This is a genomic window from Actinoplanes lutulentus (genome assembly GCF_003259845.1).
Taxonomy (GTDB): Bacteria; Actinomycetota; Actinomycetes; order Mycobacteriales; family Micromonosporaceae; genus Actinoplanes; species Actinoplanes lutulentus.
This window is the reverse complement of sequence record NZ_QLMJ01000011.1, coordinates 32761-51268: the sequence shown is the minus strand read 5'-3', so window position 1 is coordinate 51268 and position 18508 is coordinate 32761. Positions and strand designations below refer to the sequence as shown.

General features: G+C 69.0%; 17 protein-coding genes. 6 read left to right on the top strand and 11 right to left on the bottom strand.

Translation table 11 applies throughout. The features are described from left to right. The first annotated feature begins 81 nt into the window (after positions 1-81). Positions 82-1272: an MFS transporter gene (locus B0I29_RS23030; RefSeq protein WP_111651131.1), complete on the top strand. Its 1191-nt coding sequence runs from the start codon at positions 82-84 to the stop codon at positions 1270-1272. A gap of 85 nt (positions 1273-1357) precedes the next feature. Here B0I29_RS23030 and B0I29_RS23025 read toward each other — a convergent pair whose 3' ends face one another. Next, entirely contained in the window at positions 1358-1930 is a 573-nt protein-coding gene (locus B0I29_RS23025; RefSeq protein WP_111651130.1) for an NADPH-dependent FMN reductase, read from the bottom strand. 173 nt (positions 1931-2103) lie between these two features. On the opposite strand from B0I29_RS23025, the gene B0I29_RS23020 reads away from it, so the two are divergent. Both B0I29_RS23020 and B0I29_RS23015 read left to right on the top strand, forming a co-directional pair. Next, positions 2104-3417, top strand: a complete 1314-nt coding sequence (locus B0I29_RS23020) for a radical SAM protein (RefSeq protein ID WP_111651129.1) — start codon at positions 2104-2106, stop codon at positions 3415-3417. A gap of 71 nt (positions 3418-3488) precedes the next feature. Beyond that, the gene (locus tag B0I29_RS23015; RefSeq protein WP_111651128.1) at positions 3489-5753 is read left to right on the top strand and encodes a putative bifunctional diguanylate cyclase/phosphodiesterase; all 2265 of its coding nucleotides are present in this window, start codon (positions 3489-3491) and stop codon (positions 5751-5753) included. Between the two features lie 95 nt (positions 5754-5848). Here B0I29_RS23015 and B0I29_RS45870 read toward each other — a convergent pair whose 3' ends face one another. The 4 genes from B0I29_RS45870 to B0I29_RS22985 all read right to left on the bottom strand — a co-directional run bounded on the left by B0I29_RS45870 (position 5849) and on the right by B0I29_RS22985 (position 10800). Then, positions 5849-7651, bottom strand: a complete 1803-nt coding sequence (locus tag B0I29_RS45870) for a subtype B tannase (RefSeq protein WP_181557934.1) — start codon at positions 7649-7651, stop codon at positions 5849-5851. Between the two features lie 147 nt (positions 7652-7798). Next, entirely contained in the window at positions 7799-8467 is a 669-nt protein-coding gene (locus tag B0I29_RS22995; RefSeq protein ID WP_111651124.1) for a response regulator, read from the bottom strand. A gap of 49 nt (positions 8468-8516) precedes the next feature. Then, a complete protein-coding gene (locus B0I29_RS22990; protein ID WP_181557933.1) occupies positions 8517-9713 on the bottom strand; it encodes a sensor histidine kinase in 1197 nt (398 codons plus the stop codon). A gap of 454 nt (positions 9714-10167) precedes the next feature. After that, entirely contained in the window at positions 10168-10800 is a 633-nt protein-coding gene (locus B0I29_RS22985) for an MBL fold metallo-hydrolase (protein ID WP_111651122.1), read from the bottom strand. A 36-nt stretch (positions 10801-10836) separates the two neighbouring features. On the opposite strand from B0I29_RS22985, the gene B0I29_RS22980 reads away from it, so the two are divergent. Both B0I29_RS22980 and B0I29_RS22975 read left to right on the top strand, forming a co-directional pair. After that, positions 10837-11268, top strand: a complete 432-nt coding sequence (locus B0I29_RS22980) for a MarR family winged helix-turn-helix transcriptional regulator (RefSeq protein WP_111651121.1) — start codon at positions 10837-10839, stop codon at positions 11266-11268. A gap of 37 nt (positions 11269-11305) precedes the next feature. Continuing rightward, complete coding sequence (locus B0I29_RS22975; protein ID WP_111651120.1) at positions 11306-11758, top strand: GNAT family N-acetyltransferase; 453 nt, start codon at positions 11306-11308, stop codon at positions 11756-11758. On the opposite strand, the gene B0I29_RS22970 is transcribed toward B0I29_RS22975, so the two are convergent. The 3 genes from B0I29_RS22970 to B0I29_RS22960 all read right to left on the bottom strand — a co-directional run bounded on the left by B0I29_RS22970 (position 11759) and on the right by B0I29_RS22960 (position 14414). Next, positions 11759-12184 carry a hypothetical protein gene (locus tag B0I29_RS22970; RefSeq protein ID WP_111651119.1) on the bottom strand — a complete coding sequence of 142 codons (426 nt, stop codon included), beginning with the start codon at positions 12182-12184 and terminating at the stop codon, positions 11759-11761. 96 nt (positions 12185-12280) lie between these two features. Beyond that, entirely contained in the window at positions 12281-13681 is a 1401-nt protein-coding gene (locus B0I29_RS22965; protein ID WP_245972687.1) for a family 43 glycosylhydrolase, read from the bottom strand. Positions 13682-13838: 157 nt separating this feature from the next. After that, positions 13839-14414: a TetR/AcrR family transcriptional regulator gene (locus tag B0I29_RS22960; RefSeq protein WP_220091390.1), complete on the bottom strand. Its 576-nt coding sequence runs from the start codon at positions 14412-14414 to the stop codon at positions 13839-13841. A gap of 63 nt (positions 14415-14477) precedes the next feature. On the opposite strand from B0I29_RS22960, the gene B0I29_RS22955 reads away from it, so the two are divergent. Further along, positions 14478-15248, top strand: coding sequence for an SDR family NAD(P)-dependent oxidoreductase (locus B0I29_RS22955; RefSeq protein ID WP_111651117.1), 771 nt, complete (start codon positions 14478-14480; stop codon positions 15246-15248). Positions 15249-15358: 110 nt separating this feature from the next. Here the strand turns inward: B0I29_RS22955 and B0I29_RS22950 are convergent, their stop codons facing one another. The 3 genes from B0I29_RS22950 to B0I29_RS46860 are packed head-to-tail and all read right to left on the bottom strand — an operon-like array spanning position 15359 to position 18440. Beyond that, positions 15359-16393: an isopenicillin N synthase family dioxygenase gene (locus B0I29_RS22950; RefSeq protein WP_111651116.1), complete on the bottom strand. Its 1035-nt coding sequence runs from the start codon at positions 16391-16393 to the stop codon at positions 15359-15361. 38 nt (positions 16394-16431) lie between these two features. After that, the gene (locus B0I29_RS22945) at positions 16432-17115 is read right to left on the bottom strand and encodes a response regulator (RefSeq protein ID WP_111651115.1); all 684 of its coding nucleotides are present in this window, start codon (positions 17113-17115) and stop codon (positions 16432-16434) included. After that, positions 17112-18440 (bottom strand): sensor histidine kinase, encoded by a 1329-nt coding sequence (locus B0I29_RS46860; RefSeq protein WP_111651114.1) that lies wholly within the window; start codon positions 18438-18440, stop codon positions 17112-17114. Before B0I29_RS46860 ends, B0I29_RS22945 begins: the two co-directional genes overlap by 4 nt. Positions 18441-18508: the final 68 nt, after the last annotated feature.

The window sequence follows — 18508 nt, the reverse complement described above, 5'->3', positions numbered from 1 at the left end:
CACCGCCTTGCGCCGGTATAGCGCGCGTGCAACTATCTCTAAGTCGTTGCACACGCGCTATATCGTCGTGAGAAGGAAACTATGCCCATCGCGCTCTACGCACTCGCCATCGGCGGGTTCGGGATCGGGCTGACCGAATTCGTCATCGCCGGCCTGCTGCCCGAGGTCGCCACGGACTTCGGCGTCTCCGAGTCCGTTGCCGGCTATCTGATCTCCGGTTATGCCCTGTCGGTCGCGGTCGGTGCCATCGCGCTCACCGCCGCGCTCGCCCGGGTCGGACGCAAGAAGGCCCTGCTCGGCCTGATGATTCTGTTCATCGCCGGCAACCTGCTCTCGGCCGTCGCGCCGAGTTACGAGCTGATGCTGCTCGGCCGGGTGCTCGCCGCCCTCTGCCACGGCGCGTTCTTCGGCATCGGCGCGGTTGTCGCCGCCGATCTCGTGCCGGCCAACCGTAAAGCGGCCGCGATCTCCATCATGTTCACCGGGCTGACCGTCGCCAACGTGCTCGGGGTGCCGCTCGGCACATTCCTCGGCCAGGCCGCCGGCTGGCGCGCCACGTTCTGGGCAATCTCGGTCATCGGCGTGATCTCGTTCGTCGGCATCGCGGTCCTGATCCCCAACATCACGAAAAAACCCGAAAAATCTGACTTCGCGATCTTCAAGAGCCGCCAGGTCTGGCTCTCGATGATCATCACGGTGCTCGGATTCGGCGGCATGTTCGGCGCCTTCAGCTACATCGCTTACACGTTGACCCAGGTCAGCGGCTTCAGCGCCTCGACCGTACCCTGGCTCCTCGTTCTTTTCGGTGTTGGTCTTTTCGCCGGGAACATCGCCGGCGGCAAGGCTGCCGACCTCAACCCCGGGCGCACCCTGGCTGTGCTGCTCGCCGGCCTGACCATCGTCCTGGCGATCTTCGCGGCGGTGGCGTCCAGCCAGATCGCGACCGTGGCGGCCCTGATCCTGATGGGCGGATTCGGCTTCGCGACCGTGCCCGGCCTGCAGATGCGCATCATGACGCACGCCGAAGCCTCGCCCACCCTGGCCTCCGGGGCGAACATCGCCGCGTTCAACGTCGGCAACGCGTTCGGCGCCTGGATCGGCGGGCTCACCCTCGCCGCCGGCCTCGGATACACCGCACCCCTCTGGGCCGGCGCCGCCGTCACCCTCGCCGGCCTGATCGTTTTCGGAATAGCCGCGGTCCTGCCGCACGGCGAATTCACCCGCACACCAGTGGGAGCAACCCGAGGAACAGCACCCTCGACGCAGACCTGAGCGGTCCGCTTGCGCTTCATTCCTGGGTACGCGTAAAGCGCTCGTGCTTCGTGCGTACCCAAGAATGAAGCCGGCGGCGAGTCGCTCAGGCCTTGGGCTGGCGCAACGGCAGCAGGGCGTTGCTCCAGGCGACGACCTGGTCGAGCAGCGTGGCGAGCTGGGGGAGCTGGTAATCGCCCGGCTTGAAGACGCTGTAGTTCTCGAACTCGGTGGACAGCGCGAGGGTGACCTGCTGGCGCACGTCGGCCATCATCAGCTCGCCGGCGACCAGGCGCAGGTGCTCGACCGCGCGGGCGCCGCCGACCGAGCCGTAGGAGACGAAGCCGGCCGCCTTGTTGTTCCACTCGGCGAACAGGTAATCGATGGCGTTCTTGAGCACGCCGGAGGTGCTGTGGTTGTACTCCGGGGTGACGAAGACGTAGCCGTCGAAGGACGCGATCTTCTCGGCCCACTGCTTGGTGTGGTCGTTCTGGTAGTTGCCCATCGACGGCGGGACCGGCTCGTCCAGGTGCGGGAGCGGGAAGTCCTTCAGGTCCACGAGTTCGAAGGTCGCGTCGCTGCGCTTGGCGGCGATCTCGTGCACCCAGCGGGCGACGGCCTCGCCGTTGCGGTTGGGACGGGTGCTGCCGATGATGATCCCGATACGAATGTTAGGCATGACATTTCCCTTTTATCGGACTTGGTGCGATCCACAAGGACGTTACTGGCCGCATTCCCGGCGCGCGTACGCTGTCGCGAACGTCTCCATTTGCCGACCGGCGTGTGCACGTCCCGGTGTGATGGCATGGGATGAGGTGCAGGAACGGGTCGAAGCCCCTTACAGGAGGACGCATGCAGTCGCGTACCGATCTCGTCGAAGACTTGATGGCGCGTTTTCCTCACGTCCCGCGCGAGGCGGTGATCAAGGAGGATCTGCTGCGCGGAGGTCTCGCCTTCGACGACTCGGCGCTCACCGACAACGAAAAGGGTGACGTCAAGCCGAAGTCGTACTTCATCTTCTCCTTCGACCACCGGACGCTCCCGGAGCTCGGCGAGGCCGCGCTGCGCCGCCCGCCGGAGGAGATCGTGCTCACCGGTGGCCCGTACGACCTGCGTCGTACCGTGGTGTCGGTGCGGATCAACCCCACGTCGCCGTACCGGGTGAAGCCGGACGCCGACGGCCGCCTCCAGCTCTTCCTCGACGGCAAGCCGATCGCCGACGTGGGCCTGCCGCCGATGCCGGACTACTACCGGCACACGCTGGAGAACGGCAAGCAGGTCATGGAGGTCGCGCCGACCATCCAGTGGGGTTACCTCGTCTATCTGACGGTCTTCCGCGTGTGCCAGTACTTCGGCGCCAAAGAGGAGTGCCAGTACTGCGACATCAACCACAACTGGCGTCAGCACAAGGCGGCCGGCCGGCCGTACACCGGTGTGAAGCCGATCGACGAGGTCCTCGAGGCGCTCGAGATCATCGACAAGCACGACACGCTCAAGACGTCGACCGCTTACACGCTCACCGGTGGCAGCGTCACGTCGCAGGTCGGCGGCAAGACCGAAGCCGACTTCTACGGGCAGTACGCCCAGGCGATCGAGGAGCGTTTCCCCGGCCGCTGGATCGGCAAGGTCGTCGCCCAGGCGCTGCCCAAGGCCGACGTCCAGCGGTTCAAGGACTACGGCATCCAGATCTACCACCCGAACTACGAGGTCTGGGACAAGCGGCTCTTCGAGTTCTATTGCCCCGGCAAGGAGCGGTACGTCGGCCGCGAGGAGTGGCACCGCCGCATCATCGACTCGGCGGAGATCTTCGGGGCGCGCAACGTGATCCCGAACTTCGTGGCCGGCATCGAGATGGCCGAGCCGTTCGGGTTCACCACGGTCAACGAGGCGATCGACTCGACGACCGAGGGCCTGCACTACTTCATGTCCAAGGGCATCACGCCCCGGTTCACCACCTGGTGCCCGGAGCCGACCACGCCGCTGGGCAAGACCAACCCCGACGGCGCGCCGCTGGAATATCACATCCGGCTGCTGGAGTCGTACCGCGCGACGATGGACCACTACGGTCTCTCCAGCCCGCCCGGTTACGGCCCGGCCGGCGCCGGTAACGCGGTCTTCTCGGTGAGTTCGTTCATGGACAGCCTGCCCGCCGAGCCGCAGGACTGATTCCGCCTCAGGTTCCTTCCGGTTGTGGTCGATAAGCACTCCGACTCACCACCGGAAGGAACCGCGGGTTGATGCGACTACTGGCCCGGCCTGCGCGGACGGCGGGATGGCTCGTCGTCGGCGCTTCCGGCTGGACTCTCGCGGCAGCCCTGCTCGGTGTCCTCGGCACCGAAACAGTCGTACCCGTGTGGTCGCTCTGGCCGTGCACGGTCCTGGCCGTGCTCTGCGGGGCCGCGGCCTGCGCGGTCGCTTCCGCTACCAGCGGCGGCGCCGGCTCCGTCTTCTGGCGACAATTCGGGTACGCCGTGACGCTGATCGCCGCGGGTACCGTGAGCCAGGCCGTGGACACGCAGCGCAGCCTGGGCGACGTCATGGCATTCACCCCGATCACCGGGCTGCTCTTCCTCGCGAGTGTCGCTGTCGGCGTGCACGCCCTGGTCCGGGTGCCCGGCGCCCGGCGTACCTGGCAGGGCACCGTCGCGCTGTTCCTCGACATCGCGATCGTCGCCGTCGCCGCCGGCCTGGTGCTGGCCCGGGTCCTGACCGTCATGCCGGTCCCGCTCCCGACCGGTGCTCTGGCCACCGCGGTGCAGGTCATCGTTCTCGGTGGCGCCGGCGCGGCAGTGGTCGCTGTCGTCAAGGTGGGTATGAGCGGCACCGGTGCGGTCCATGGGCCGGCCCTGTGGATTCTCAGCCCGGTCGGCACGCTCGGCCCGATCTCGCTGGTCGTCGCCCCGGCCCTGCAGCAGTGGCCGCATCTGAGCGCCACCGTCGTCGTGCTGCCGCTGTTCGCCGTGCTGCTCACGGTGTCGGCGTTCTCCCAGGTCCGTGCGAATGTGGCCGGTTCCTCCGCGGTCCGTGCTGTCGCCGGTGAGCGGCGGCGGGGGATCAGCGCCATCCCGTTGGTCTCGGTGCTGGCAACCTCGGTGATGCTGATCGTCGCCATCATGGATCTCCGATATCTGCCGGCCGGGTACGCCGCCGGTGCGATCATGCTGATCCTGCTCGTCGTGGTTCGTCAGCACGTCGCGCTCTCCGACAACGTGCTGCTGCTGGACCGGCTCGCCGACCAGGCCCGCCACGACGATCTGACCGGCCTGCCGAATCGGCGGTTCTTCACCGATCTGCTGAACTCGGGCAGGAACGCGGCCGGCGGCACGGTGGCGGTCTGCGATCTGGACAACTTCGCGGCGCTCAACGACCGGCTCGGCGATGCCTCCGGGGACGCGGTGCTGCGTCAGGCGGGGGAGCGGATCGTGCGTACCGCCGGCGAGGGCGCGCTGGTCGCGCGCCTGACCGGCGACGAGTTCGGGATTCTGTTGCCGGCCGGGCACCCGCTCGCCGCCGGCGACCTGCTGGCCGAGGCACTGTTGCGCGCGTTTCAGGAACCGCTCCCGGCCGACGGGCACGACCTGCTCGTCACGGTCACCGTGGGTCTTGCCTCCGGCAGCGGCGACACCGTCGCTGACCTGCTGCGTCGTGCCGAGCTCGCGTTGCAGGCCGCTCAGCGGGTCGGCGCCGATCGGTACCAGCGGCACACCGACGCGCTGGACACCTCCGCGCGGAACAGCGCCCAGATGGCCGCCGCGCTGCGCCGGGGGTTCGACGCCGGGGAGTTCCGGCTCGTCTACCAGCCGATCGTCGAGCTGCCGCACGGCATCATCCGCGGGGTGGAGGCGCTGGTCCGCTGGCACCCGGACGGTGGAAGCCCGGTCTCGCCGGCCGAGTTCATCCCGGTCGCCGAGCAGACCGGTCTGATCATCGACCTGGGTGCGTGGATTCTCGACACCGCCTGCGCGGACGCGGCGGCCTGGCAGGCCCGCTGGGGTGCGGACGCGCCCCGGGTCAGCATCAACGTCTCCGCCCGGCAGCTGCTCGACCCGGACCTGCCGGGCCTGGTCGCCGCCGCGCTGAGCCGGCACGGCCTGGAACCGCGCGGGATCACGTGCGAGATCACCGAGACGGCGGTGTTTGCCGGTGGACCGGCCCTGGACACCGTGCGGGCGCTGCGGGAGATCGGTGTCGGGATCGCCCTCGACGATTTCGGCACCGGGCACTCGTCGCTGACCCTGCTGCGGACCTGCCCGGTCACCACGCTGAAGGTCGACAAGTCGTTCATCGACGAGCTCAACGGCAGCCCGCAGCAGGAGGCGATCGCGGCGTCGCTGCGCGGGATCGCCGACACGCTGGGCCTGCGGGCCGTGGCCGAGGGCGTCGAGACGCAGGACCAGGCGGACCGGCTGCACGCTCTGGGATACCGGTATGCCCAGGGCTTCTACTTCGCCCGGCCCACTCCGGCGGCCGAGATCGACCTGGCGCTGGCGCTGGCGGCCTGAAGCCGGGGTTTGGGACGGGATCCCGACCGGCTGGCTCTGGGTGCTGCCCCGGCGGCACCCGAGGCAGCAGCCAGAGCCAGCCGATGGGGATCGTGTTACTTCGCGGTGTATCCGGTGACCTTGTTGGCCCAGGCGATGAACTTCTCCGGGTCGTTGTTGGCGCCGTGGCCCGCGTCCCAGTACATGCTCGAATCGACGGTGTCGCCGAGCGTGGCGAACCCGGCTGCCAGGTTCGACGAGACGGTCAGCGACGTGTCGGTGTCGCTGGTGCCGAGCCGGAAGAACCAGTTCTTCGCCCGGCCGTCGTTCTTCTCCTTGATGAAGTACATCGGGTTCATCAGGTTGAGCAGCCCGGCGATGTCCGCCTCGACCGTGACGTTCGCCTTCGTCGCGCTGTACTCGGTGAAGTGCCGCGCGTCGACGCTCTCCGTACCGAACTCGATGTTCTCCCCGGCACTGAGGTCGAACGCGTCGAACGCCGGCACCGACTTCTTCCGGCTGGCCAGGTGCGTGAGGTAATCGGCGTAGCTGAACGTCGCCTTCCCGCCGGACCACTTGATGAACGCGTTCGCTTTCAGGTACGCGCTGCGCTCGGAGCTGGACAGCCCGGCCAGATATGTGGTGGCCGCCGGCTGGAGGTAGTAGTCCAGCAGGTAGTTCTGGTACCGCGCGCCGGTCAGCTTCGTCCCGTCGAGACCGGTCAGCCCGAGCGAGTCCTGATAGTCGGCGAACATGCCGGCCAGCTCCTTCGACACGGTCGCGTCCACAGCCTTGCCGTTCGCCGGCAGGCTGCCGTAGAGGAACTCGTACGCCGGGTCGGCGTTCTCCAGGTCGGTGATCGGGCAGTACGCCGCGACCGCGAAGATCGCGTCGCTGGCATCGGCCGCGCCGATCTCGGTGAGGTAGTCGCTGTACAGGTCGCTGTCACCGGACGCGCCGAGCAGCGAGGAGACCGCGCCACCGGCGCTCGTGCCATCCGAGATGATCTTGTCGGTGTCGCCGGGGAAGCTGTCCTTGTTCGACCGCAGGTACCGCACGGCCGCCTTGAGGTCGACGATCACGGCGGGGGCCTTGCCGTAGTACTTGCCGTCGGAGCTCTTGTTGTCCCGGCCGCGAGCACCGACCGACACGACGACCCAGCCGGCCGCGATCGCTTCGCTGGCGTTCTGCCCGGTACTGCCCATGCCGGTGGCGAGCGCGCCGCCGTTACCGGTGTTCCCGCCGGTGCCGCCGCCGGGGAAGCCGCCGCCAGCCGCGCCGCTTGGCAGGGCTGCGCCGTCCGGGATGCCCGCGGCACCGCTCGGTAGGCCCGCCCCGTCTGGGATGCCCGCCCCGTCCGGGAGGCCCGCACCGTCGGGGATGCCGGCGCCGCCGGGGCCTGCGCTCGGCAGGCCCGCGCCTCCGGGGAAGCCGGCCGCGCCGCTGGGCAGCCCGGCGCCGTTCGGCATCCCGCCTCCGGGCATGCCGCCTCCGGGCATGCCGCCTCCGGGCATGCCGCCTCCGGGCATGCCGCCTCCGGTCGGGGAGAACGGGTCGTCGGTGGTCTTCGCCGAGAAGTAGCCGCCGACCGGGATCTCGAAGAGAATCGGTGCGCCCGAAGCGTCGACGTCCTTGCCGTCGATCTTCACCGGCACGGCCACGGACAGGCTCTGATAGTCGATGTCGACCGGTTTCGACACGTACGGAATCTTGGAGTAGAGCCGGTACGTGATCTCCTTGTCGCCCGCTGCCGTGGTGATCGTCGCGGTCTTCTCGGTGAAGCCGTCCTTGTCGAACTCCAGCGAGTACGTCTTCCCCGCCGGCGTCGAGTCCGTCGAATCCGAGTCCGACGTCGTGCACGCGGCCGCCATCGAAACCATGCCCGCCGCCCCGAACGCCAACACTGTCCTGCGCTTCATCCGTTGTGCCTGCCCTTTGTCGGTGAGGGGACAAGCGTGCCGATTCGGACCCCCTGTCGACGTCGTCTCTGAGTAGAAACCGCAGGTACTACTCCAGTGGTATCAAGACCGGCGCCATCAGGCGCACCGGCAGCAGCGCCGGCGGTATCAGGCCTGTTCGCCGGGGCGGACCAGGCCGCTCTGGTAACCGATGACCACGAGCTGCGCGCGGTCGCGAACACCGAGTTTCGTCATCGCCCGGTGCACGTGCGTCTTCGCGGTCAGCGGCGACAGGACGAAGTGCTCGGCGATCTGCTCGTTCGACCGCCCGAGCGCGACCAGCCGCAGAACCTCACGCTCGCGGTCGGTGAGCGCTTCGAGCGAGAGCGGCACCGCCGGGGGAGGGGAGTCCGCGCCACCGAGGAACCGGTCGATCAGCCCCCGCGTGGCCCGGGGCGTCAGCAGCGCCTCACCGGCGTGCACCACCCGGATCGCGCGCAGCAGCTCCTCCGGCTCGACGTCCTTGCTGAGGAACCCGCTGGCCCCGGCCCGCAGCGCCGCGAGAACGTTGTCGTCAGCCTCGAACGTCGTCAAAACGATCACCCGAACCGCAGCGAGCCGGTCATCAGCGGCGATCCGCCGGGTGGCTTCGAGCCCGTCCATCGCCGGCATCCGGATGTCCATCAGCACCACATCGGCGGTGCCCGCGAGCTCGACGGCTTCCCGTCCGTCGCACGCCTCCCCGACGACCTCCATCCCGTCGGCAAGGTCGATGATCAGCCGAAACCCCGCCCGAATCAGCGTCTGATCATCAGCAAGCAGAACCCGGATCGTCACAGCCACTCCCCAACCCGGATCATCACCATCGCCGCCCCACCCGGGCTTGTCACAGTCGGTCACCGTACTCTGGCGGCGCCGGCAGCGTCGCGCGCACCTGGAACCGATCGCCGGCCGTCAGACCGGCCTGGAGCATCCCGCCGGCCGCCCCCGCCCGCTCCCGCATCCCGATCAGCCCGAACCCCGGCCCGCCGATGCTGAGCCCGGCTCCAGCAGGCCCGGTCTCCTGACCGCCTCCGATCGATGCGGCCGGGACCGCGTTGGTGACCTCGATGACCAGGTCCTCGCGCTGCCAGTCGAGCGTCACGCGCACCGGTTCGTCCAGGCGGCCGTGCTTACGCGCGTTGGTCAGCGCCTCCTGCGTGATCCGGTAGGCCGCCAGATCACCACTCGCCGGCAGCACCCGTGACTCCCCGTGCTCGGCGTGCTCGATCCGCACCCCGGCCGCGGTGAAACTGTCCAGCAACTCCGTGAGCTGGCTCAGCCCCGGCTGCGGAAGGCGGGCCGAATCCGCCTCACCCGGCTGCCGCAACAACCCGACGATCGACGTCAGCTCGCGTAGCACGATGCTCGACGCGCGCCGGATGTGGTTCAGCGGCGGCCCGGCCGCTTCCGGCTGCCTGGTCAGCGCGAATGCCGCCGCGCCCGACTGCACGTTGATCACCGCGATGTGGTGCGCGACCACGTCATGCAGCTCACGCGCGATCCGCAGCCTCTCCTCGGCCACCCGCCGGTGCACCTCCTCCTCTCTGTTCTGCTCCGCCCTCCTCGCTCGGTCCTCCACCTCCGCGACGTAGTCACGCCGGCTGCGCACCGCGTCACCCGCCGCCGTCGCCATCCCGGTCAGCGTGAGCCAGACCAGCGCCAGTGGCGTCCACCAGTCGCCGCCCGGGTTGCCGAACGCCGACGCCCCCCAGAGCAGCAGCCCGCACACCGCCGACACCGTCCACGACACGCGTCTCTCGTAACGCGTCGCCATCTGATAAAGCGCCCACCCCACAGCGAAGACCAGCGGCGGAATGGTCCACCCGGCCACCAGGTAGCCCACCGAGATCGCCGCCGACACGACCACCACGACCACCGGCGCACGCCGCCCCAGCGCCACCGCCAGCCCTGCGATCGCCGCCGTGACCAGATCAGCGCTCAGCGGCACATGGTGCTGCTCGCCGGCCCCCGTCAGCGCGCCCAACGCCGACAGCACCGCGACCAGCAGCCCGGCCCCCACATCCGCCAGCCAGCCTCGCATTGCCAACACGCTACGTCCGCGCGGCCGCCGAAACATCGGACCTGGGTCGTAAACCCGCAGGCCCCAACTACAACCCCGGTTGTAGAACTCGGGGCGGCCTCGCCGCAGGCTCCCTTTTTCGTACGATCAACGCCGGCTCCCCTGACGCGCCGGCGCATCACCCTGCCTGCCCACTCCAGGCCGCACCCCGCCGCCGGCCCATGCCCTCCCACCGGCTCACGAACCGCACCGGCTCACGACCGTGCCGCCACCCGACGAGATCCTGGCCGATCAGCGGGCTAGAAGACTCCGGGCGGTCAACGCACGCACAAGCCCGAGCCGAAACCGTGTCGATTCGAGGTTCGCTGCGCGCCCAAATTCGACACGCGGGCGTGGGATCGTCCTCGCGTGTCGATGTGGGGTTCGTGGGGCGCCCGAAATCGACACGCTCCGCCGGGGGTATCCACCCTGATCGCTAGACCGCGGTTGACGAGCCCAGGGGCTGGATCTCCAGGGGCAGACCGGTCAGGCCGTTCTCGCCGAGGAGCATCCGGGCCGAGTTCTGGCCGAGCTCGCTGAGCATCAGCTCGTGCACCTGGATCACCCGCGCCGGGCGGACCGCCCGCACGAAATCCGCCGCCTCGCCGAACTTCGTCCACGGCCCGCTGGTCGGCAGCAGCAGCGTCTCGACCGCGACCTCCGGCACCTCATAGGAGTCCCCGGGGTGGAAGACCCGGCCCTCCACCAGATAGCCGACGTTGTCGATGACCGGGATGTCCGCGTGGATCACCGCGTGCCGCCCGCCGTGCACCGACGCCGTGAACCCGGCCGGCGTGATCCGGTCGCCGGCCGTGACGACAACCGCGCGCCCGCCGAGCTTCGACGCGATGGCGGCCGGTCCGAAGACCGGCAGATCGGGACGTTTCTCCAGCTCAGCGGCGAGGGCGGCCTCGTCGAGGTGGTCGAAGTGCTCGTGGGTGATCAGCACCGCGTCAGCGGCCGCGATCAGTTCGGCGGCGTTCGGGGTGAACGTGCCGGGGTCCACGAGCAGTGTCCGGCCATCGTCGGTGAAGGTTACGCAGGCGTGAGCGTGCTTGGTGAGTTCCATGGTCGAAAAGTACAGCCAGGCTGTATATTTTTCGGCATGACGGAGGCCACATCGGAAGCCGACATCGCTGAGCGTCTTCGTCAGTCGATCGGCCGCTTCGTGCGTACCGTAAGGGCTCGGGCAGCGACCCTCCCGCTGCCGCAGGCAGCAACGCTGGGTGACCTCGGCAGGGAGGGGCCGCAGACGATCGCGCAGCTCGCGGCAGGTCGCGGGGTTAAGCATCAGAGCATGAGCCGCACGGTGAGTGAGTTGGAGGCACGCGCTCTGGTGGCGCGGACGCCGGACGCGCGCGACAAGCGCGCCGTGCTGCTGACCCTGACTGCCGCTGGTGAGACGGCTCTCGAAGCCGACCGTGAGGCCCGCCGTCGCTGGATGGCCGCCGCGATCGAGGCCCGGCTGACCGAGGACGAACGCCGCATTCTGCACGCCGTGCCCGACCTGCTGGACCGCCTCGGCGAAGGGCCTTAGAACGCCGGCGCTGCTGCGGATCACTACTGTCGGGGGTATGCACATCCGGCCGATTCACCAGGGCGACGCGGCCCGGCTCGCTGTTCTGCTCGAACAGCTTGGGTACGCGTCAACCGCCCGCGACGTCCGCCACCGCCTCGATTACTGGCTGGGCGACCGGGCGAGTGCCCTGCTCGGCGCCGACGACGAGGGGACGCTGATCGGTGTGGCAGCCCTGCACATCACGCCGATCCTGGAGGTGACCGGCAAGTTCGGCCGGCTCGCGGCGCTGGTCGTCGACGAGGCGAGCCGGGGGCAGGGTGCGGGCCGGCTGCTGATCGCGGCGGTCGAGGAGCGGGCGCGCGCCGAGGGCTGCCTGTTCGTCGAGGTGACCAGCAGCAGCCATCGGGCGCCGGCGCACAAGTTCTACGAGAGCCTCGGCTTCGAGGACACCCGCGACGAGTCCCTGCGTTTCATCCGCAAGCTGCACCCGGGAAGTAAGAATCCCTGATCAGCGCAGCGACTCGGCCAGTGCCACCGCGTTCTTTTGGTCCGACCGCGGGAACGTGAGCGAGACGCCGTCGGTGCCGGAGAAGGCGAGCCGCAGGATGCTCGCGAAGCCGATCTTCGCCTCGGCGAGGGCAACCTGGGTCCGGGGCAGTTCGGCGAGGACGGTCTTGCCGGGCCCGCCCAGGATGGTCTGCGGCAGGAAGAACACCCGGTAATTGGTGACCACGACGAACTGCTTGCGGTGCGCGGCGAGGGCCGCCGAGCCGGCACCGGCGCCGGCCAGGACGACACCGTGGTGGGCGATGGTGCCGGCCCGGCTGGCGGTGAACGCGCCGACCATGGCCCGCGCCGCGGCGATGGGCTGTTCTCCCGGGTGCAGGAGCGACGCGACTCGTTCGAACGCCCGCGTCTGAAGCTTCTGTTGCATGGTGACTCCCCGTTTTTCCTGGCAAATACGCAAACGTGCCGATGCTAGGTGGGCGGGGAGCCACCGATGATCATTCTTTTGGCCAGAAAAGGCTGTTCACTCCAACACGTAGGTAGCGTCCGACCGGCCCGCCGCATCCGACACGGCCTGCACATACATCAGGTAGTTGCTGTGCCGCAGATAGCGTCCCGGATAGTTCTGCGACTCGAACGAGACGGCCGTGCTGCTGGACAGGCCGGCCCGCCGGAAGAAGCTCGCGTCACCGGCGAAGGTCGCCGTCCCGTCGTTGCGCTCGACGTACACCTCGAAGTCGCGGTGCCGCAGGAAGTATCCGGGGAAGTTGGTCGATTCCAGGGAGACCGTCCCGGAGCCGGTGAGGCCGGTGACGATCCGGAACTGCGAGTCGGCGAGGGCCGTGACGTTGGCGTCGAGCCGTGCTCGGTACTCCCAGTGCCGGACGAATCGGTCGACCACGTTGTAGGACCGCAGCCGCACCGGCGTGGCCCCGTCCGGCACCGGGATCCCGAAGTTCGGGGTGCCGTCGGCGTTCCAGTAGAACTTCTGGATCCGGGTCCGGCGGTTCGGATCATTCAGCGGATCGCCGGAGATGTCGCGGTAGTTCCGGTCGTGGTACACCAGGATGTCGCTCTGACCATCCTCGGACACCGTGAACGAGTTGTGCCCGGGACCATATTGGCCGGTGTTCACGTTGCTGGCGAAGACCGGGTTGGCCGACTTCACCCACGACGCCGGGTTGAGCAGATCACTGCCGGCCGTGGCGGTCAGCAGCCCGAGGCAGTAATTCGCGTCGGTGGCGCTGGCCGAGAACGTCATGAAGATCTTCCCGTTGCGCTGAACCACTGTCGGACCCTCGTTGACCTTGTATCCGCGCGTCTCCCAGGCGAGCGTCGGCACCGCGATCCGCGCGGTCGTCCCGGTGATCGTCCATGGGTTCGACATCCGCGCGATGTAGATGTTGGAGTTCGTGGCGATGCCCGGCTCCTGCTGCGCCCAGATCAGATATCGCACGCCGCTGGCGACGAACGTCGACGCGTCCAGGGCGAACGTGCTCCACGGCGTGGTGATCTGACCCTTTTCGGTCCAGGCGGTGGTGAGCGGGTTCGCCGCACTGGTCTCCAGGACGTACATCCGGATCGCCCACACGTCGTTCGTGGCGCCTGCGGCGAAGTAGACGTACCACTTGCCGTCGATGAAGTGGATCTCTGGCGCCCAGATGTGCGCGCCCATGATCCCGCTGGTGTGCTTGCGCCAGATGACGGTCTCCGCGGCGGTCGACAGACCCTGCAGTGTGGTGGCGCGCCGCAGCACGATCCGGTCGTACTCCGGCACCGTCGCGGTCATGTAGTAGTAGCCGTCGGTGTGCTTGTAGATGTGCGTGTCAGCGCGCTGGCCGGCGATCGGATTCGTGTAATTCACCGCGGGCGCCGCTTGCGCCGGCGCGGCGGGGGAGAGGACGGCGGTGATCAGCGCGAGCATGGCGGCGGCTATAGCCGCCAGAAAACGACGAGGGTACGGGGACATGGGGCGGCCTCCGGATGGGTGTGCGCGTTCCCTTCGGTGGTCACGGCCGGCCCGCTTGAATCGAAGGTTAGCGATAACATTCCGGTAGTCAAGATGTTTCCGCGAAGTAAACTCAGGCGGCGATCCCGCGCCACGCGAAGTCGATCGTGAGCGCTGCCGCTTCCTCCCACGGCACCCCGTCGAGCAGGTCGTCGGTGGCTAGCGTCGCGACCCCGTGAACGTTCGCGAAGACGATCAGCGCGAGCTGCTTCGCGTCGCCGGCCCGCGCCTCGCCCGCCTCCTGTGCCGCCGAGATCATCGCGATCAGCTCCTGCATCGACGTGTGGCTCAGGTCGACGAGCTCCGCACTGGCGTCCGGGTGGTGCTTCGCGTCGTACATCAGGTCGAGGATCCGCGGGTGGGCGACGGCGAACGACACGTAGGCGCGCCCGGCCGCCCGGAGCCGGTCGGCGAACGACCCGGCCTCGGCGGTGGAGATCGCCGCGTTGAGGCGGGTGAACCCGGCCCGGGCGAGCGCGTCGAGCAGTGTCTGCCGATCCTTGAAGTGCCGCGCGGAAGCCCCGTGACTGACCCCGATGTCCCGGGAGAGCCCGCGCAGCGAAAGCCCGTCGAGCCCGTCGCGGTCGACCACCTCCCAGGCGCGTTCCAGCAGCTCGGCGCGGAGGTTTCCGTGGTGGTAAGGGCTCACCCGGTGAATCCTAAACCAATGTAGGCGTTGACAACAATGCTGTCGCTGCCTACATTCGGGTTTATGAGGTCTTATCGAGGAACCCACGTCCTGATCACCGGCGCCAGCTCGGGCCTCGGCGCCGAGTTCGCCACCCAGTTCGCCGCCCGGGGCGCCGACGTCGTCCTGGTCGCCCGGCGCGAGGACCGGCTGGTCGAGCTGGCCGGCCGGCTCGAGCGTGAGCACGGCATCTCCGCTGTTCCGATCGCGCTCGACCTGGGCGCTCCGGACGCCCCGGCCAAGCTGCGCGCCCAGCTCGACGAGCGCGGCATCCGCGTCCAGTCGCTGGTCAACAACGCCGGCTTCGGGGCGAAAGGCGCGTTCGCTGAGGCCGACCCGGCCCGCATCCAGGAGATGATCACGCTCAACGTGAGCACGCTCGTGGGCCTGACCCGCGAGTTCCTGCCCGACCTGACCGGGGTGCTGGTCAACATCGCGAGCACCGCCGCTTATCAGCCCTGCCCGCAGATGGCGGTCTACGGCGCGACCAAGGCGTTTGTGCTCAGCTTCTCCGAGGCGCTGTCCTACGAGACGCGCGGCAGCGGCCTGCACGTCCTCACCGTCAGCCCCGGCCCGACCAGCACCGAGTTCTTCGACGTGGTCGGCACGACCGACGCAGCCTTCGGCCGCTTCGAGACGGCCGAGCAGGTGGTCAGCCGGACCATGCGCGAGCTCGACCGTTCCCGCCCGCGCCCCAGCTTCGTCTCCGGCACGATGAACGCCTTCACCGCCCGCATGTCAACGCTCGCCCCGCGCCGGCTCGCTTTGGCGATCAGCGGCCGCGTCCTGAAGTGACCGCAGCGTGCCAGCGGTCGCGTCCTGAAGTGGCCGCAGCGAGCCAGCGGCCGCGTCCTGAAGTGATAGCAGCGAGCCATCGGCCATATTCGGCGGTGGCCGGCGGCGTCCTAGCGGTCGTGTTCGGCAGTGGCCGCGGCCAGCACTCGGGACGCCTCGCGCACCGCGGCGACGTTCTTGACCCCGGCCCGTGACCCGCTCAGCTTTGCGACGATGTGCTCCTTCACGGTCACCGGGTCGTAGAGCGGCTCCCCGAACCCCGGCAGCGGCGCGACGACCGCGTCCGCGTTGCCGTCGTGGAAGAACGCGGCCGACCGGCGCCGCTCGATCGTCCCGTCGACAACCGGCGGCTTGACCCGATGCAGCGTCGACATCCACTGGTCGTTGGTGAGCCGGGCCGAGATGTCACCCAGGTTGATCAGCAGCGCACCCTCGGCCGGCTGCACGTCGTGCCAGACCTTGTCGGCGCCGAGCACCTGCAACCCCGCGACCCGATCAGCCCAGAGAACGGTGACGATGCCGAAATCGGTGTGCTCACCCATGCCGGTCAGATCGGCCCCGAGCTCGATCCGGCCGGGCGGCAACGCGTAGTTGTTCATCCGCAGCACATCGATCGAGTGGCTCGTGAGCTGCTCGAAGAAACTCGGATCCACCCCGAGAGCGGCAGAGAAAACCCTGGTCAGGGTACGCGCAACCCGCCGCGCCTCGCGAAAATAAGGCTCGACACAATCCTGGAAAGAAGCCGACGGCCAGGTGTTTGCCGCATAGTCCTGCTCCGACAACGCGACCGCCGGATAGTCGGCGGCCGAAGCACCCACGTTGAACGCCTCGAAGAAGTCGTTCATCCGGCTCACGGGATCGACCCCGAGGCTGTAACTGAGCGACTCGCTTTTCGGCGGGCTGTACCCCCGGTTCTCCGCGGGCGGCCGCACGAACTCCTTCTTGGCCTCCAGCTCCTGGCCGAAGAACTCGTCGATCGCCGACGCCAGCCCGTCGGTGATCACGGCCGGCACCCCGTGCCCGACGACCTGCATGAACCCCACGGTCCGGCAGGCGTGATCAAGAGCTTCGACGGTGGCGGCCCGTGCCTCAGCGGAGCCGTCCTCGACCCAGGCACTGATGTCGACGGTGGGAACAACGAACATGCCCGCAGTCTGGTCTCGTTTTGTTTCTGGTGCATGACCTATCCAGGACGGCGGGCGCTCGGCGTGACGAGACCTGTTTCGTACGCCACCACGACGGCCTGGACCCGGTCGCGCAGCTGGAGTTTCGTCAGGATGCGGGTGATGTGGGTCTTCACGGTGGCCTCGCTCAGCCTGAGCCCGGCCGCCAGCTCCGGGTTGCTCAGCCCGCCCGCGAGCAGCGTCAGCACCTCCAGTTCCCGGGGTGTCAGGGTGGCGAGGTCGCGGTGCAGGGCGACCCGCTCCGGATCGGCCTGGGCGAACCGCTCGATCAGCCGGCGGGTGATCGTCGGGGCGAGCAGCGCGTCACCGTCGCGGACCAGCCGGACCGCGTGGATGAGGTGGTCCGGCGTCACGTCCTTGAGCAGGAATCCGCTGGCACCGGCGGTGAGCGCGGCGTAAACGTACTGATCGAGGTCGAACGTGGTCAGGATGACGACCCGGACCGGATCGCCGGCGCTGGTGACCGGGGTGTCGGCGAGGATGCGGCGGGTCGCTTCGAGACCGTCGAGCTCCGGCATGCGGATGTCCATGAGCACGACGTCGGGGCGCAGGCGCCGGGTCGCGGCGATGGCCTCGTGCCCGTTCGCCGCGTGGCCGGCCACCTCGATGCCCTCCGACGCCAGAATCATCGAGAACCCGGTCCGCACCAGCGCCTGGTCGTCGGCGATCACTACCCGGGTCATGCGGCTCGCTCCTTGCCGGGGTCGGCGGAACTCGGGTCGGCGGGTCTCGCAGCGGCGGGGCTCGCGGCGGCGGGCCTGGCCTCGACGTGGCTCGAGTCGGCGGGGCTTGTCGCATCGGCCGGGGTCAGCGGGATCGTCGCGTGGACGCGGAACCCGCCGCCGACGCGTCTGCCGCTGGACAGGCTTCCTCCGTACACACGTAGTCGCTCGGAAAGACCCAGCAGCCCGCTGCCGCCGCCGGCAGAAGCGGGACCACCGATCTCGGCGCGCAGCGCCGGCTCGTCGTTGAGGACCTCGACCGCCAGCTGGCCGCCGGTCAGGCGGACGGTGACCGAGGTCCGCGCGCCCGGGGCGTAACGCAGAGCGTTCGTCAGCGCCTCCTGCACCACCCGGTAAACAGTGAGGTCCAGACCACGCGGCAGATCAACATCGGTCACCGTGAGGGTGACCGGCTGGCCTGCCTGGCGGACGCTCTCGACCAGCGACTCCAGCTGATCGAGGCCCGGCTGCGGGTGCAGCAGATCGTCGTCGGGGCCGGGCGCGAGCACGCCCAGCAGGTGCCGCAGCTCGGCCATCGTCTCCCGGCCGCTCGCCTCGACGGCGGCGAGCGCACCCCGCGCGGCCTGCGGATCCTGAGCCAGGACCTTGCCGGCCGCGCCCGCCTGGATGGTCATCACGCTGACGTGATGGCTGACGATGTCGTGCAGCTCGCGCGCGATCCGGGCCTGCTCGTGCGCGACGGCCAGCTGGGTCGCGGCCTGCTGCTCGCGTTGCAGGGCCTCGGCGCGCTGCTCGGACGCCTGGGCGCGGCTGCGCGCGGCCCGGACCGCCACACCGAGCAGGCCGATCGGCATGACCAGCACGAACACGCCGGCCCAATCCGGCAGGCTCGGCCAGGTGTCACCGTCGGCAGCGGCGGTCACCACGCACGCGGCGAGCAGCACGCCCATCGACAGCGCCGCCGACCGCCCGTGGATGGCGACCGCATAGACGCCGACCAGCAGGGCGATCAGGTTGGCCAGATTGCCGTCGATGTCGATGGTGGACAGCGCGAGGAACTGGAACGCGAAGCAGAAGAGCGGCCATCGTCGCCGGCCCAGCAGCGGCAGCGTGATCAACAGATTGGCCGCCAGGATCTTGCCGGTCGGCTGCTCCGGCTGGAACGTCTGGCCGGGGAACATCACCTCGGGCGGCAGCGGCAACGCGGGCGCGTCACCGCCCTCACTGCTCATCCACACGGCGGCGAACGTCAGCAGCACGACGAGCACGAGGTCGAACCAGACCACGTGCTCACCGGAACGCCACAGCGCGAGGATTCGGGACACGTCGACATTCTGCCGCCTGCTTCGCCGCAGGGCATCGGCCCAGGTGACTACATCCCAGGTATGACGCC

Excerpts from the sequence above, each read along its gene's own strand:
- B0I29_RS23030 (WP_111651131.1), top strand. The coding sequence starts at position 82 with ATGCCCATCGCGCTCTACGCACTCGCCATCGGCGGGTTCGGGATCGGG.
- B0I29_RS23025 (WP_111651130.1), bottom strand. The coding sequence starts at position 1,930 with ATGCCTAACATTCGTATCGGGATCATCATCGGCAGCACCCGTCCCAAC.
- B0I29_RS23020 (WP_111651129.1), top strand. The coding sequence starts at position 2,104 with ATGCAGTCGCGTACCGATCTCGTCGAAGACTTGATGGCGCGTTTTCCT.
- B0I29_RS23015 (WP_111651128.1), top strand. The coding sequence starts at position 3,489 with ATGCGACTACTGGCCCGGCCTGCGCGGACGGCGGGATGGCTCGTCGTC.
- B0I29_RS45870 (WP_181557934.1), bottom strand. The coding sequence starts at position 7,651 with ATGAAGCGCAGGACAGTGTTGGCGTTCGGGGCGGCGGGCATGGTTTCG.
- B0I29_RS22990 (WP_181557933.1), bottom strand. The coding sequence starts at position 9,713 with ATGCGAGGCTGGCTGGCGGATGTGGGGGCCGGGCTGCTGGTCGCGGTG.
- B0I29_RS22985 (WP_111651122.1), bottom strand. The coding sequence starts at position 10,800 with ATGGAACTCACCAAGCACGCTCACGCCTGCGTAACCTTCACCGACGAT.
- B0I29_RS22980 (WP_111651121.1), top strand. The coding sequence starts at position 10,837 with ATGACGGAGGCCACATCGGAAGCCGACATCGCTGAGCGTCTTCGTCAG.
- B0I29_RS22975 (WP_111651120.1), top strand. The coding sequence starts at position 11,306 with ATGCACATCCGGCCGATTCACCAGGGCGACGCGGCCCGGCTCGCTGTT.
- B0I29_RS22970 (WP_111651119.1), bottom strand. The coding sequence starts at position 12,184 with ATGCAACAGAAGCTTCAGACGCGGGCGTTCGAACGAGTCGCGTCGCTC.
- B0I29_RS22965 (WP_245972687.1), bottom strand. The coding sequence starts at position 13,681 with ATGCTCGCGCTGATCACCGCCGTCCTCTCCCCCGCCGCGCCGGCGCAA.
- B0I29_RS22955 (WP_111651117.1), top strand. The coding sequence starts at position 14,478 with ATGAGGTCTTATCGAGGAACCCACGTCCTGATCACCGGCGCCAGCTCG.
- B0I29_RS22950 (WP_111651116.1), bottom strand. The coding sequence starts at position 16,393 with ATGTTCGTTGTTCCCACCGTCGACATCAGTGCCTGGGTCGAGGACGGC.
- B0I29_RS22945 (WP_111651115.1), bottom strand. The coding sequence starts at position 17,115 with ATGACCCGGGTAGTGATCGCCGACGACCAGGCGCTGGTGCGGACCGGG.